12 protein-coding genes are annotated in these 14,534 nt (G+C 70.5%); 6 read left to right on the top strand and 6 right to left on the bottom strand.

Annotated elements, in window-relative coordinates; all coding sequences use genetic code 11:
* Window positions 1-36: 36 nt before the first annotated feature.
* The 4 genes from ACQHII_RS30755 to ACQHII_RS30740 all read right to left on the bottom strand — a co-directional run bounded on the left by ACQHII_RS30755 (window position 37) and on the right by ACQHII_RS30740 (window position 4,497).
* Window positions 37-1,008 carry a cation diffusion facilitator family transporter gene (locus ACQHII_RS30755; RefSeq protein WP_093627014.1) on the bottom strand — a complete coding sequence of 324 codons (972 nt, stop codon included), beginning with the start codon at window positions 1,006-1,008 and terminating at the stop codon, window positions 37-39.
* A 5-nt stretch (window positions 1,009-1,013) separates the two neighbouring features.
* Window positions 1,014-1,886, bottom strand: coding sequence for an acyl-CoA thioesterase (locus ACQHII_RS30750; RefSeq protein ID WP_427922323.1), 873 nt, complete (start codon window positions 1,884-1,886; stop codon window positions 1,014-1,016).
* A 35-nt stretch (window positions 1,887-1,921) separates the two neighbouring features.
* Window positions 1,922-3,079, bottom strand: a complete 1,158-nt coding sequence (locus tag ACQHII_RS30745; protein WP_026178084.1) for an acyl-CoA dehydrogenase family protein — start codon at window positions 3,077-3,079, stop codon at window positions 1,922-1,924.
* An 815-nt stretch (window positions 3,080-3,894) separates the two neighbouring features.
* Window positions 3,895-4,497 (bottom strand): TetR/AcrR family transcriptional regulator, encoded by a 603-nt coding sequence (locus ACQHII_RS30740; protein ID WP_427922322.1) that lies wholly within the window; start codon window positions 4,495-4,497, stop codon window positions 3,895-3,897.
* A 105-nt stretch (window positions 4,498-4,602) separates the two neighbouring features.
* Here ACQHII_RS30740 and ACQHII_RS30735 point away from each other — a divergent pair, with 105 nt between their 5' ends.
* The 4 genes from ACQHII_RS30735 to ACQHII_RS30720 are packed head-to-tail and all read left to right on the top strand — an operon-like array spanning window position 4,603 to window position 10,308.
* Window positions 4,603-6,219: a carboxyl transferase domain-containing protein gene (locus tag ACQHII_RS30735; RefSeq protein WP_427922321.1), complete on the top strand. Its 1,617-nt coding sequence runs from the start codon at window positions 4,603-4,605 to the stop codon at window positions 6,217-6,219.
* Between the two features lie 32 nt (window positions 6,220-6,251).
* Window positions 6,252-8,195 (top strand): biotin carboxylase N-terminal domain-containing protein, encoded by a 1,944-nt coding sequence (locus tag ACQHII_RS30730; protein ID WP_427925442.1) that lies wholly within the window; start codon window positions 6,252-6,254, stop codon window positions 8,193-8,195.
* Window positions 8,196-8,203: 8 nt separating this feature from the next.
* Window positions 8,204-9,142 (top strand): hydroxymethylglutaryl-CoA lyase, encoded by a 939-nt coding sequence (locus ACQHII_RS30725; RefSeq protein ID WP_427925441.1) that lies wholly within the window; start codon window positions 8,204-8,206, stop codon window positions 9,140-9,142.
* Window positions 9,143-9,147: 5 nt separating this feature from the next.
* Window positions 9,148-10,308 (top strand): acyl-CoA dehydrogenase family protein, encoded by a 1,161-nt coding sequence (locus ACQHII_RS30720; protein WP_427922320.1) that lies wholly within the window; start codon window positions 9,148-9,150, stop codon window positions 10,306-10,308.
* Between the two features lie 200 nt (window positions 10,309-10,508).
* Here the strand turns inward: ACQHII_RS30720 and ACQHII_RS30715 are convergent, their stop codons facing one another.
* Both ACQHII_RS30715 and ACQHII_RS30710 read right to left on the bottom strand, forming a co-directional pair.
* Window positions 10,509-11,168 carry a biliverdin-producing heme oxygenase gene (locus ACQHII_RS30715; protein WP_427922319.1) on the bottom strand — a complete coding sequence of 220 codons (660 nt, stop codon included), beginning with the start codon at window positions 11,166-11,168 and terminating at the stop codon, window positions 10,509-10,511.
* Window positions 11,165-12,271, bottom strand: a complete 1,107-nt coding sequence (locus ACQHII_RS30710; protein ID WP_427922318.1) for a polyprenyl synthetase family protein — start codon at window positions 12,269-12,271, stop codon at window positions 11,165-11,167. Before ACQHII_RS30710 ends, ACQHII_RS30715 begins: the two co-directional genes overlap by 4 nt.
* A 221-nt stretch (window positions 12,272-12,492) precedes the next feature.
* Between ACQHII_RS30710 and ACQHII_RS30705 the strand changes: the two genes are divergently transcribed.
* On the top strand, window positions 12,493-13,542 hold the full coding sequence (locus ACQHII_RS30705) for an ABC transporter substrate-binding protein (protein ID WP_427922317.1): 1,050 nt from the start codon (window positions 12,493-12,495) through the stop codon (window positions 13,540-13,542).
* A gap of 103 nt (window positions 13,543-13,645) precedes the next feature.
* Entirely contained in the window at window positions 13,646-14,467 is an 822-nt protein-coding gene (locus ACQHII_RS30700; RefSeq protein WP_427922316.1) for a siderophore-interacting protein, read from the top strand.
* Window positions 14,468-14,534: the final 67 nt, after the last annotated feature.

Here is a 14,534-nt window from a genome sequence, read left to right as displayed (position 1 = left end):
TCGTCGCGGCTCGACTCCCTTGTCATGGCCAGGAGTTCACGGCCAGGGGTTGAGCCCCTCCGCCCGGCGCTGCGCGTACCCCGGCGTCGGGTCCAGATACACCCGGTTCACCGACGGGAACGCCTCCCGCAGCCGCTGTTCGGCCTGTTCGCAGGCCCACTCGATCTGTGCGGCACTCGACCGGTCCCGGAAGTCGATCTTCGCGGCGACCAGCGCCTCGCGCGGGCCCTGCACGAGGGTCGTCAACTCCAGTACGGCTTCGATGTGTTCGACCCCGAGCAGCTCTTCCCGGATGCGGTCCCGCATGGGCTTGGGCAGGGGGCGGCCGATGAGGAGTTCGGCGTTGGAGCGGCCGAGGACCCAGGCGACGTAGAGCAGCAGGAGGCCGATGCAGAGGGACGCGATGCCGTCCCAGACGCCGGAGCCGGTGAGCTGTCCGCCGAGCAGGCCGCCGGCCGCGAGGACCAGGCCGACCAGGGCGGCGGAGTCCTCCAGTACTACGGCCTTCACCGCGGTGTCGGGGGTGTAGCGGAGGTAGCGCTTGAAGGAGGCGTCGAAGCGGGCCGCCTCGCCGCGCGCCTGGCGTACGCCCGTCCGCAGGGAGTAGCCCTCCAGGAGGAAGGCGACGCCGAGCACGATGTAGGAGATCAGCGGGTCGCCCAGGTCCTCGCCGGCGACCAGGGTGTGGATGCCGTCGTAGATCGAGAAGACGGCGCCGCCCACGAAGGTGGCGACGGCGGCGAGCATCGCCCAGATGTAGCGCTCGGGGCCGTAGCCGAGGGGGTGTTCCTCGTCGGCGGGTTTCTCGCTGCGCTTGAGGGCGGTGAGGAGGAGGAGTTCGGTGACCGTGTCGGCGACGGAGTGCGCGGCCTCGGAGAGCATCGCGCTGGAGCCGCTGATGACGCCCGCGACCGCCTTGGCCAGCGCGATCCCCAGGTTGGCGACGGCCGCGACGATCACCGTGAGGGTGGACTCGCCGCCGCCCTCGGTTTCCTCTGCTTCTGCCATGCCCCTCAGTGTTCCCGAGGAACCCGGACGACACCCTCCTGGATGACCGAAACGGCCAGCCGGCCGTCCTGCGTGTAGATCCGGGCCTGCCCGAGCCCGCGTCCGCCGTACGCCGAGGGCGACTCCTGGTCGTAGAGCAGCCACTCGTCCGCGCGGAACGGCCGGTGGAACCACATCGCGTGGTCGAGCGAGGCCCCTACGACGTCTCCTACGGCCCAGCCGCCGCGGCCGTGCGCGAGGAGGATCGAGTCGAGGAGGGTCATGTCGGAGACGTAGGTCGCGAGTACTACGTGGAGCAGGGGGTCGTCCACAAGCTTGCCGTTGGTGCGGAACCAGACCTGGGAGTGCGGTTCGCGCGGCTCGCCGAAGCGGCCGTACGGCGGGTCGTCGACGTACCGGAGGTCGATCGCCTGACGCGCCTCCAGGAATCGTTCAACGATCCCCTGATCGAGGTGGTCGTAGCCGAGCAGCCGCTCGCGGCTCGTGGGCACGGTCTCCGGGTCGGGCGCGGGCGGCATGGGGGCCTGGTGGTCGAGGCCCTCCTCGTACGCCTGGAAGGACGCCGACAGCGCGAAGATCGGCCGGCCGTGCTGGACGGCGAGCACGCGGCGGGTGGTGAAGGAGCGGCCGTCGCGGATCCGCTCGACGGTGTAGACGATGGGCGCGCCGGGGTCGCCCGTGCGCAGGAAGTACGCGTGCAGGGAGTGCGCGTACCGGTCGGCGGGGACCGTCCGTCCGGCGGCGACCAGGGCCTGGGCCGCCACCTGGCCCCCGAACACGCGGGGGACGACGGCGGAGCGGGACTCGCCGCGGAAGATGTTCTCCTCGATCTGCTCCAGGTCGAGCAGATCGAGGAGATCCTGTAGTGCCTGGTTCATGGGGTTAGTTGTACCGGGCAGTAATTGCCGGGACCTTACAGACCCATGTCCTTGGCGATGATCGTCTTCATGATCTCGCTGGTGCCGCCGTAGATGCGGTTGACGCGGTTGTCCGCGTACAGGCGGGCGATCGGGTACTCGTTCATGAAGCCGTAGCCGCCGTGCAGCTGGAGGCAGCGGTCGATCACGCGGTGCGCGACCTCGGTGGTGAACAGCTTGGCGCTGGCCGCCTCGGCGGGGGTCAGCTCGCCGGCGTCCAGGGCCTCGGTGGCGCGGTCGACGACGGCCTCGGCGGCGTCCACCTCGGCCTGGCAGGCGGCCAGTTCGAACTTGGTGTTCTGGAACGCGGCGACGGGCTGGCCGAAGACCACGCGGTCCTGGACGTACTGCTTGGCGAACCGGACGGCGGCCTTGGCCTGCGCGTAGGCGCCGAAGGCGATGCCCCAGCGCTCGGAGGCGAGGTTGTGGCCCAGGTAGTAGAAGCCCTTGTTCTCCTCGCCGAGGAGGTCCTCGACGGGCACCTTGACGTCGACGAACGCCAGCTCGGCGGTGTCGGAGGTCTTCAGGCCGAGCTTGTCGAGCTTGCGGCCTACCGAGTAGCCCTCGGCCTTGGTGTCCACCACGAAGAGGGAGATGCCGTGGCGGCGGTCCTCCTTGGTGGACGGGGAGGTGCGGGCGCAGACGATCATGCGGTCGGCGTGCACGCCGCCGGTGATGAAGGTCTTGGCGCCGTTGAGGACGTAGTGCGTGCCGTCCTCGGAGAGCTTGGCGGTGGTCTTCATGCCCGCGAGGTCGGAACCGGTGCCCGGCTCCGTCATCGCGATGGCCCACATCTCCTCGCCGGAGACGAACTTCGGGAGGTACTTCTTCTTCTGCTCGTCGTTGGCGAGCAGCTTGATGTAGGGCAGGCCGAGCAGCACGTGCACACCGGAGCCGCCGAAGGAGACACCCGCGCGCGCGGTCTCCTCGTAGAGGACGGCCTCGAACTTGTACGAGTCGATGCCGGCGCCGCCGTACTCCTCGTCCACGCGGATGCCGAAGACGCCGAGCTCGGCGAGCTTGTAGTAGAACTCGCGCGGCGCCTGGCCGGCGGCGAACCACTCGTCGTAGACGGGGACGACCTCGGCCTCGATGAAGGCCCGCAGGGTCTCCCGGAACGCCTCGTGGTCCTCGTTGAACACAGTACGGCGCACCGCCGCCACCTCCGCATGGATACCTGACGCATGTCTAAGCGCTTGCTCAGAACATCACGGTACCGGCGAGTAGGGAGACCGTCCAGCGGAACGGACACGTAACGCTCGTCACGCCGCCTTTGCCCACCCACCCGCCCGACTCGGTGGGCCGAGAGGCCCCGCCACGGGGCTCCGCCCCGGACCCCGGGGGCGGCTCGCCCGCGCCCGCGTCGGCAACCGCGCCCGCGTCGCCGGCAGCGCCTGCGTCCGCCGACCGCACCCGATCCGCGGCTTGCGGCCCGGCCTCTGCCCGAAGGGCTTCCGGTCTCCGGCCCTCGGCTTCCGGTTTTTGGTCTCCGGCCGTCGACCCTCTGCTCTCGGCTGTCCGGTCTCCGCCCCCCAGCCTTCGACTTCCGGTCTCGGGCTTCGCGCCTCCAGCCTTCGGCTTACGACTTCCGGTCTCCGCACCTCGGCCTTCGACTTCCGGTCTCCGGTTTCGCGCCTCCAGCCTCTAGCCTTCGGCTTACGACTTCCGGTCTCCGCACCTCGGCCTTCGACTTCCGGCCTCGGGCTTCGCGCCTCCGGTCCTCCGCCCTCAGCCTCCCGTTTTCGGCTTCGCGCCTCCAGCCTTCGGCTTCCGGCTTACGGCTTCCGATCTCCGGTCCGGCCCTCGACTTCGGTTTCCGGCTTCGCGCCTCCGGCCTCCGATCCTCGGCCCTCGGCTTCCGGTTTCCGGCTTCGCGCCCCCAGCCTCCAGCCTGCGGCTTGCGGCTTGCGGCTTCCGTTTCTCGTTCGGCGGCCCTCGGTTCGCGGCTCCCGGCCCCGGCCCGGATCCGTCAGCCTGCCGAAGCCGCCGCTCCGAACGCCCCCCGCGCCATCCGGTGCAGCAGTTCCGCCGTCGCCCCCCGTCCAGGCAACGACCCCGGTCGCCCCAGGTGCGGTGTCGAGTTGAGCAGGCCGAAGACCGAGTGGACCGCTGATCGCGCGCTGGGTTCGGCCAGGTCCGGGTATACGTCCCGGACGACCTCCACCCACAGTTCGACGTACTGGCGCTGGAGCTGGCGGACCAGTTTGCGGTCGGTGTCGCGGAGGCGGTCCAGTTCTCGGTCGTGGAGGGTGATCAGGGGGCGGTCGTCGAGGGCGAAGTCGATGTGGCCCTCGATGAGGGAGTCGAGGAGGGGCTCGGAGGAGGTCATGCCCTCCGCCTCCGCCAGTCGGCGCTTCGCGCCTGTCAGGAGCTGGCCGCTGATGCCTACCAGGAGCTCGGCGAGCATCGCGTCCTTGCCCGGGAAGTGGCGGTAGAGGCCGGGGCCGCTGATGCCGACCGCGGCGCCTATCTCGTCCACGCCGACGCCGTGGAATCCCCGCTCGGCGAAGAGCCGCGCGGCCTCCTTGAGGATCTGCTCGCGGCGGGTGGGGGCGTCGGTTCTCGTGGTCATGAAAGCAATTCTAGACAGGGAGGTTAGCGGTCGTTAACCTGAAGGAAATGGTTAACGCTCATTAACAGCCGAGAGCGGTCGATCGCTGTGCGAGGGGACCCACAGATGCAAGAGGCACCGGAGCTGACGAGCGCGGCGGATCCCGCGTCGGAGGCGTGGCGGGCCAACGAGGCGGCGCACCGCGCGTTGGGCGAGGAGCTGCGCACCAAGCTGGCCGCGGCCCGGCTCGGCGGGGGTGAGCGGGCCCGGGAGCGGCACACCGCGCGCGGCAAGCTGCTTCCCCGCGACCGCGTCGACACGCTGCTCGACCCCGGCTCGCCCTTCCTGGAGCTGGCGCCACTGGCCGCCGACGGGATGTACGACGGGGCCGCCCCGGCCGCCGGTGTGATCGCCGGGATCGGGCGGGTGAGCGGGCGCGAGTGCGTGATCGTCGCCAATGACGCCACGGTCAAGGGCGGGACGTACTACCCGATGACCGTGAAGAAGCATCTGCGGGCCCAGGAGATCGCCCTGGAGAATCGGCTTCCGTGCATCTATCTCGTCGACTCCGGGGGTGCCTTCCTGCCCATGCAGGACGAGGTGTTCCCGGACCGTGAGCACTTCGGGCGGATCTTCTACAACCAAGCCCGGATGTCGGGGGCGGGCGTGCCTCAGATCGCCGCCGTGCTGGGGTCGTGCACCGCCGGTGGGGCCTACGTCCCGGCGATGAGCGACGAGGCCGTCATCGTGCGGAATCAGGGGACCATCTTCCTCGGCGGGCCTCCCCTGGTGAAGGCCGCCACCGGCGAGGTCGTCACCGCCGAGGAGCTGGGCGGCGGTGACGTCCACGCGCGCGTGTCGGGCGTCACCGACCACCTCGCGGAGGACGACGCGCACGCCCTGCGGATCGTCCGGAACATCGCCGCCACGCTCCCCGCGCGCGGACCGCTCCCTTGGGAGGTCACCGAGGCGGTCGAGCCGAAGGTCGACCCCTACGGGATCTACGGCGCCGTCCCGGTCGACTCCCGTACCCCCTACGACGTACGGGAGATCATCGCGCGCGTGGTCGACGGCTCGCGCTTCTCGGAGTTCAAGGCCGAGTTCGGGCAGACCCTGGTCACCGGCTTCGCCCGGATCCACGGCCACCCGGTGGGCATCGTCGCCAACAACGGCATCCTGTTCTCCGAATCCGCCCAGAAGGGCGCCCACTTCATCGAGCTGTGCGACCAGCGCGGCATCCCGCTCGTGTTCCTCCAGAACATCTCGGGGTTCATGGTCGGCAAGGACTACGAGGCGGGCGGCATCGCCAAACACGGCGCCAAGATGGTCACCGCCGTCGCCTGCGCGCGCGTGCCGAAACTGACGGTGGTCGTCGGCGGCTCGTACGGCGCGGGCAACTACTCGATGTGCGGCCGGGCGTACTCCCCCCGCTTCCTGTGGATGTGGCCCGGCGCCAAGATCTCCGTGATGGGCGGCGAGCAGGCCGCGTCGGTCCTCGCGACGGTGAAGCGCGACCAGTTGGAGGCGCGCGGCGAGTCCTGGCCCGCCGGGGACGAGGACGCCTTCAAGGACCCGATCCGGCAGCAGTACGAGCGCCAGGGCAACGCCTACTACGCGACCGCCCGCCTCTGGGACGACGGGGTCATCGACCCCCTGGAGACCCGCCAGGTGCTGGGTCTCGCCCTGACCGCCTGTGCCAACGCGCCCCTGGGAAACCCCCAGTTCGGCGTCTTCCGGATGTGATGAGGGTGCCCGAGATGCCCAAGACGGCCGACATGTTCGAGACGGTCCTGGTGGCCAACCGGGGCGAGATCGCGGTCCGCGTGATCCGCACCCTGCGCTCGCTCGGTGTGCGCTCGGTGGCCGTCTTCTCAGACGCCGACGCGGACGCCCGGCACGTCCGGGAGGCCGACACGGCGGTACGGATCGGTCCCGCCCCGGCGGCCGAGAGCTATCTGTCCGTGGACCGGCTGCTGGAGGCCGCCGCCCGCACGGGCGCGCAGGCCGTGCACCCCGGCTACGGCTTCCTCGCCGAGAACGCGGCCTTCGCGCGCGCGTGCGCCGACGCCGGGCTGGTCTTCATCGGCCCTCCGGCGGACGCGATCGCCCTCATGGGCGACAAGATCCGCGCCAAGGAGACGGTGGAGGCGGCCGGTGTCCCGGTCGTCCCCGGCGGTCGCGACCCCGAACTCGCCAAAGCGGCACACGAGTTGGACGCGCCCGTCCTCCTCAAGCCCTCGGCCGGCGGTGGTGGCAAGGGCATGCGCCTGGTCCGCGACCTCAGCCTCCTGGACGACGAGATCGCCGCCGCCCGCCGCGAGGCCCGCGCCTCCTTCGGCGACGACACGCTGCTCGTCGAGCGGTGGGTGGACCGGCCCCGGCACATCGAGATCCAGGTCCTGGCCGACGGCCACGGCAACGTCGTCCATCTCGGCGAGCGCGAGTGCTCCTTGCAGCGCCGGCACCAGAAGGTCGTCGAGGAGGCCCCGAGCGTGCTCCTCGACGAGGCCACGCGCGCGGCGATGGGCGAGGCGGCGGTCCAGGCGGCCCGCTCGTGCGGGTACGCGGGCGCGGGCACGGTGGAGTTCATCGTCCCCGGGAACGACCCGTCGTCGTACTACTTCATGGAGATGAATACCCGCCTCCAAGTGGAGCATCCGGTAACGGAGTTGGTGACCGGGCTCGACCTGGTGGAGTGGCAGCTGCGGGTGGCGGCGGGCGAGCGGCTGCCCTTCGCGCAGGAGGACATCGCACTCACCGGGCATGCGGTGGAGGCGCGGATCTGCGCCGAAGACCCCTCGCGCGGGTTCCTGCCGTCCGGCGGCACGGTGTTGAAGCTGCACGAACCCTCCGGCGACGGCGTCCGCACCGACTCCGGCCTCTCCGAGGGCACCGAGGTGGGCAGCCTCTACGACCCGATGCTCTCCAAGGTCATCGGCTACGGCCCCGACCGCGCGACCGCGCTCCGGAAGCTCCGGGCCGCCCTCGCGGACTCGGTCACCCTGGGCGTGCCGACGAACGCCGGGTTCCTACGGCGGCTGCTGGCCCATCCGGCGGTCGTGGCGGGCGAGTTGGACACCGGACTCGTCGAGCGCGAGGCGGACTCCCTCATCCCGGACGAGGTGCCCGAGGAGGTCTACGAGGCGGCAGCGGCCGTACGGCTGGACGCGCTGCGGCCGGAGGGCGGGGGCTGGACCGACCCGTTCTCGGTGCCGAGCGGGTGGCGGCTGGGCGGCACTCCGAGGCCGGTCGGCTTCCACCTGAAGGTCACCGAGCCCGTGGAGTACGTCCCGCGCGGCAGCCACACCGTGACCGAGGACCAGGTCGCCGTCACCCTCGACGGGGTGCGGCACACCTTCCGGCGGGCCGGTGACTGGCTGGGCCGGGACGGGGACGCCTGGCAGGTGCGGGACCACGATCCGGTGGCCGCCTCGCTCAGCGGGGCCGACCGGTCCGGTGCCGGGTCGCTGACCGCGCCGATGCCGGGGACGGTGACCGTGGTGAAGGTCGCCGTAGGGGATCAAGTGGTGGCCGGACAGAGCCTGTTGGTGGTCGAGGCGATGAAGATGGAGCACGTCGTCTCCGCACCGCACGCCGGCACCGTCGCCGAACTCGACGTGACACCGGGCGCGACGGTCGCCATGGACCAGGTACTGGCGGTCGTCACACCCGTGATCGACACACCCCTGGTCGTCGCACCTGCGGAGGAGGACCAGTGACACTCCCGATGGTCGTACCGGCCCCCGATCTGCCCGCGCGGGTGCGCATCCACGAGGTCGGGGCCCGTGACGGACTCCAGAACGAGAAGTCGACCGTGCCCACCGAGGTCAAGGCCGAGTTCATCCGGCGGCTGGCCGACGCGGGCCTGACCACCATCGAGGCCACCAGTTTCGTCCACCCCAAGTGGGTGCCCCAACTGGCCGACGCCGAGCAGCTGTTCCCGCTCGTGCGGGACCTGCCGGAGGTGCACCTCCCCGTCCTCGTGCCGAACGGCCGCGGCCTGGACCGGGCCCTGGCCCTGGACGCGAACCGCGTCGCCGTCTTCGCCAGCGCCACCGAGTCCTTCGCCAAGGCCAACCTCAACCGCACGGTGGACGAGTCGCTGGCCGTGTTCGCCCCGGTCGTGGCCCGCGCCAAGGAGGAGGGCGCCCATGTGCGCGGCTATCTGTCGATGTGCTTCGGCGACCCCTGGGAGGGTGCGGTCCCGATCGCCCAAGTGGTGCGTGTCTGCCGGGCGTTGGTCGACATGGGCTGCGACGAACTGAGCCTCGGCGACACGATCGGCGTGGCAACTCCCGGGCATGTCCTGGAACTTCTCGCCTCGCTCAACGAACAGCACGTCCCCACCTCCGTGTTGGGCGTGCACTTCCACGACACCTATGGCCAGGCCCTCGCCAACACCCTGGCCGCGCTCCAGCACGGCGTCACCACCGTGGACGCCTCCGCGGGCGGCCTCGGCGGCTGTCCGTTCGCCAAGTCCGCCACCGGCAATCTCGCGACCGAGGACCTGGTGTGGATGCTCCAGGGTCTCGGCATCGACTCCGGAGTCGACCTCGCCCGTCTCACCGCCACCAGCGTGTGGATGGCCGAACAACTGGGCCGACCCAGCCCGTCCCGCACCGTCCGCGCACTCGGTAAAACGACACAGCCCCACAAGGAGCAGTGACCGCCATGGACCACCGTCTCTCCCCCGAGCTGGAAGAACTCCGCCGTACGGTCGAGGAGTTCGCGCACGACGTGGTGGCGCCGAAGATCGGCGACTTCTACGAGCGGCACGAGTTCCCGTACGAGATCGTCCGCGAGATGGGCCGCATGGGCCTGTTCGGGCTGCCGTTCCCCGAGGAACACGGCGGGATGGGCGGCGACTACCTGGCCCTCGGCCTGGTCCTGGAGGAGCTGGCACGTGTCGACTCCTCGGTGGCGATCACCTTGGAGGCGGGCGTCTCGCTCGGCGCGATGCCGATCCATCTCTTCGGCACCGACGCCCAGAAGGCCGAGTGGCTGCCCCGGCTGTGCTCCGGCGAGATCCTCGGCGCCTTCGGGCTGACCGAGCCGGACGGCGGCTCCGACGCGGGCGCGACGCGGACGACGGCCCGCCTGGACCCGGACACCGACGAGTGGGTGATCAACGGCTCGAAGTGCTTCATCACCAACTCCGGTACGGACATCACGGGTCTGGTGACGGTCACCGCGGTCACCGGCCGCAAGCCCGACGGCAAGCCGCTGATCTCGGCGATCATCGTGCCGTCCGGGACGCCCGGCTTCACGGTCGCGGCGCCGTACTCGAAGGTCGGCTGGAACGCCTCGGACACCCGTGAGCTGTCCTTCGCGGACGTCCGGGTCCCGGCGGCGAACCTGCTGGGTCAACAGGGCCGCGGCTACGCCCAGTTCCTGCGCATCCTGGACGAGGGCCGGATCGCCATCGCGGCCCTCGCCACCGGTCTCGCGCAGGGCTGCGTGGACGAGTCGGTGAAGTACGCCAGGGAACGGCACGCGTTCGGGCGGCCGATCGGCGCCAACCAGGCCATCCAGTTCAAGATCGCCGACATGGAGATGAAGGCCCACACCGCCCGCCTCGCCTGGCGCGACGCGGCCTCCCGCCTGGTCGCCGGCGAGCCCTTCAAGAAGGAGGCGGCCCTCGCCAAGCTGTACTCCTCCACGATCGCCGTGGACAACGCCCGCGACGCCACCCAGGTGCACGGCGGCTACGGCTTCATGAACGAGTACCCGGTGGCCCGGATGTGGCGCGACTCCAAGATCCTGGAGATCGGCGAGGGCACCAGCGAGGTCCAACGGATGCTGATCGCGCGCGAGTTGGGCCTCGCGGGCTGAGAGGCGGCCAGACCCGCTCGGGGGCCGGGCAGCGTCGCGTCCTGGCCCCCGGAGACCGGCCGGCGTACGCGAGGGCCGCATCCGCACCGACTGCCGCCGCAGCGGGGGTGCCGGTTCCCGACGGGCCGGCGCCGCTCATCTTCGCTTGGACTTCCGCGCCGAGCGCGGAAACCAGGTCACCGTGGCGGCCGGCGCGACCGTCATGGCCGTGTCGGCCCGGCCCGCAAAGACCCCTGGACCGGCTCGGGGGCCGGGCTGCCCAGCCCCGCCGACAACTCCGCCGAGATCAGGGCCACATGCCGGTAGGCCCGCTCGGCGGCGGCCAACACCCTGTCCTGTACGGCGGGTTCGCCGAGCGTCCGGTCGAGGCGCTCGGTGAGGGCCGCCCAGCGGGCTCGGTCGCCGCTGCCGTAGTACGACGTGCCGTGCCCGTCCGTGAGCCGGTACGCCTCGGTGACGTACCGGAGCAGGAAGCGGGCGCCGAGGGTGGAGCCCTCCAACACGTAGAGGAAACCGAGGAGTTCGGTGGCGCCGGAGTGCCGGATCTCGTCGGCGAACTCCGTGGCGGCGGGGCCGGGTTCGGGGGTCACGCCCAAGGTGGCGAAGTGGCGGAGGTCGCGTTCGAGGAGGCGGAGCTTCGCGAGGTCGGGGGACCAGACCGAGCCGACGGCGGGGCAGGTGGCACGGGCCAGTTCGGTCTCCAGCGTCTCCAACACCAGCCGGTACGCGGCGAGTTGACCGACGTAGCGGTCGAGCGGGAGGGCACCGGCGAGCAGCGCGGTGGCGAATCCGGTGCGTTCCAGGGCTTCGTGCCAGGTACGGGTGCCGTTCCTCAGCCGTCGGGTCGCCCTGTCCGTCATAGGCCGCTCCGCTGCCGGACGGTCGCGAGCAGACGGTCGACGAGGTGGCCCTTGCGTTCGATCGTCACGTCGAAGTAGGCGGCACTGCGCTCGGAGCGGCACACCCCGTGGACGGTGTCCTTCGCGGCGCGCTTCAGGGCCACGGCCTCCTCGGCGAGCGCGAGCAGCGTCCGCTCCAGTCGCGGGTGACCGAAAACGTACGGTTTGAATTCCGCTTCGGGCGGTGCGCCGTCGAGGAGTTCCAGGAGGACCCGGTTGCCGAGGCCGTCGAAGTCCTCGTGGGTGTCGGCGCCGCCGAGTTCCGGTACGAAGTCGGTGAGGTCGTTGAACAGCTGGCTGGCAAGGCCGAGTTGGCGCATCGCGCCGTCCAGTGCGAGCCGGTCGTCCTCGACCACCCGCAGTCCCGCGAGCGCCGCGTCGAGCGGCATCCGGAAGAGGGTGCCGGTCTTGAGCGCGGCCGTCTCCTCCCAGAAGCCGACCCGGACGGCGCGCGGCGCGGCCAGCAGCTCGGCGCGGGTGAGCGCCGTACGCGAGGACATGTCGACGGCCTGTCCGGTGAAGCCGTCGCCGACCGAGTGCACCAGGCTGTCCACGACGGCCGGGTCGGCCGCGTGCCGGAGCGCGGACACGATCAGCCAGGCGCCGGTGTTGAGGGCGAGGGGTGTGCCGTGGACGGTGTGGAGGGCGGGTTCGCCGTAGCGGACGTCGCTGCCGTCCTGGATGTCGTCGAGGGCGACGGCGGCTTTGAGAAGAATCCTTACTGCTACTGCCGTACGGCGGACGACGGCCAGCTCGGCGGCCATGTCGTCCCCCGCCAACTCACCAGGAAAACCCCGGTAGTTGCGGTAGGCCCAGTAGACCATCGAGGGGCGCAGCGGAGCCCGGCCGCCGGGTGTCGCGGCGGTGGGGGGCAGCGCCTGCTGGCCGGTCCTGGAGCCGACGGCGTCGGCGACCGGTTCGTACAGGGAGCGCCGTAGCGCCGTGTCGTAGACGGAGGCCGCCGCCCGTGCCGGGGCGGTCAGTGAGCCGAGGAACTCGGCGAGGTCATCCTCCAGCAGTGCCGCGTCGCTCCGCACCACCGCGTCCACATCCGTCGCTTCCACCGTGGTAGCCACTCCACCTCCGAATGTCACCGAACATCAGTGCGCAGGGCTCGCTACGAACGAGCATGATCACAACGGACGGACGGGACAAGGAGGTTGAAAGCCAATGTGCGCGGGGTGCGAACGGCGGACACCCCGCCCGCTGGACATTCAGTGAGGTTAGGCTAACCTACCTTCGAATTGTCCGGCGGGTGATCCGCCCTGTTCGAAAGCAGCCACACATGTCCAACGCCCGTGCCACCCATCTCTCCCGCCGCGGCATCCTCGCCGCGGGCGGCGCCCTCGGCCTCGGCGCCGTGCTCGCGGCCTGCGGCGACGACGACGCGAAAAGCGGTGGCTCGGACAAGGAGACGACGGCCGCGAAGTCCGGGCCGTGGAGCTTCAAGGACGACCGCGGCCAGACCGCGAAGACCGACAAGACCCCCGCGAACATCGTCTCGTTCATCGGTGTCGCCGCCGCGCTGCACGACTACGGCATCGAGTCCAAGGGCGTCTTCGGACCGACGAAGATGAAGGACGGCAAGGCCGACGTGCAGGCCGGCGACCTGGACATCAGCAAGGTCACGATCATCGGCAACGAGTGGGGCCAGTTCAACATCGAGAAGTACGCGGCCCTCTCCCCCGACGTCCTCATCACCACGATGTTCGACGCGGCCGGCACGCTCTGGTACGTCCCCGAGGAGTCGAAGAAGAAGATCCTCGCCGTGGGCGCGCCGACCGTCGGTATCTCGGTGTACGACGTCCAGCTGCCGACGCCGCTCGCGCGGATGCTGGAACTCGCCAAGTCCCTTGGCGCGGACACCACTTCGTCCACCATCACCGCGGCGAAGAAGCGGTTCGAGGACGCCGCCGCCCGGCTGCGCGCCGCCGCCAAGGCCAAGCCGGACATCAAGGTCCTCGCCGGTTCCGCGAGCCAGGACATCTTCTACGTCTCCGGGTCCAACCTCTCCGTCGACCTGGAGTACTACAAGGCACTCGGCGTGAACTTCGTCGAGCCGTCCGCCGCCGCGCTGAAGGCGAGCGGTGGCTGGTACGAGAACCTGAGCTGGGAGAACGTCGACAAGTACGGTGCGGACATCATCATGATGGACAACCGGACCTCGGCGATTCAGCCCGCGGACATCACCGAGGGCACGTGGAAGAAGCTGCCCGCGGTGAAGGCGGGGCAGGTCATCGCGCGGAACCCCGAGCCGATTCTGTCGTACGCCAAGTGCGCGCCGTTGCTTGAGGATCTGGCGAAGGCGATCGAGAACGCGAAGAAGGTCAGCTGATTTAGGGGTTGTTGCGCTTTCGTGGGGAACTGCGGGCCGGTGGGGGCTGGTCGCGCAGTTCCCCGCGCCCCTTTAAGCCTCACGTTTCTTTGAAGGAACCCCTATGACCGGCCCGTTCCGCTTCTTCTCGCTTCACGTCTTGCGGACGGAGCGGCTCGGGCCGTCTCTCGTTCGTGTCTCCTTTGGTGGGGACGACCTGGCGTGCTTCTTCTCCAACGGGTGTGATCAGTCCCTGTCGCTCTTCCTGCCGCATCCGGGTCAGTCGGAGCCCGCCGTGCCGTACGAGCTCGGTGACGGGTGGTGGCAGGCCTGGCGTGAACTGCCGGACGGCGTACGGGCGGTGATGCGGTCGTACACGCTCCGCGCGCTGCACCGCGATCCCGACGAGATCGACATCGACTTCGTACTGCACGAGCCCGCCGGGCCCGCCTCCCGGTGGGCCTCACGCGCCTGCGCCGGGGACCGGGTCGTGCTGCTCGGGCCGGCCGTCGCGGACAACCGGGCGATTCGGTTCCGGCCGCCGGAGGACACCGATCTCGTGGTCGTCTGGGGCGACGAGACCGCCGTCCCCGCCGTGTCCGCGATTCTCGAAGCGCTGCCCGCGGGCATGCCTGCGCGGGTGTGGCTGGAGGTCCGACATGCCGGTGACGCCCAGGACTTGGTGTCCGCCGCCGATGTCGAGGTGACCTGGCTGGTGCGGGAGAACGAGGGCGCCGAGGGGTCCCCCATGGCCCTCGGCGCCCTGCGCGCTGCCCTACTCCCGTCCGCCGAGCGGCCGTACGTGTGGATCGCGGGCGAGTCCGGTCAAGTGAAGGCGCTGCGGCGGCACTTCGTGGGTGAGCGCGGGGTCGACCGGCGGCGGGTGACCTTCGTGGGGTACTGGCGGCAGGGGCTCAGCGAGGAGCAGTTGCGCGAAGCCGGGTGAGGCGTGAGTCACACCAGTCACGGGAGGGGTGGGTTTCGAGAGAGTTAAGTTAGGTTAGCCTTACCTA

It is taken from the genome of Streptomyces sp. cg40 (genome assembly GCF_050320165.1).
Taxonomy (GTDB): domain Bacteria; phylum Actinomycetota; class Actinomycetes; order Streptomycetales; family Streptomycetaceae; genus Streptomyces; species Streptomyces hokutonensis.
Note: the sequence above shows the minus strand (reverse complement) of the source record. Positions and strands in the feature narration are given on the sequence as shown.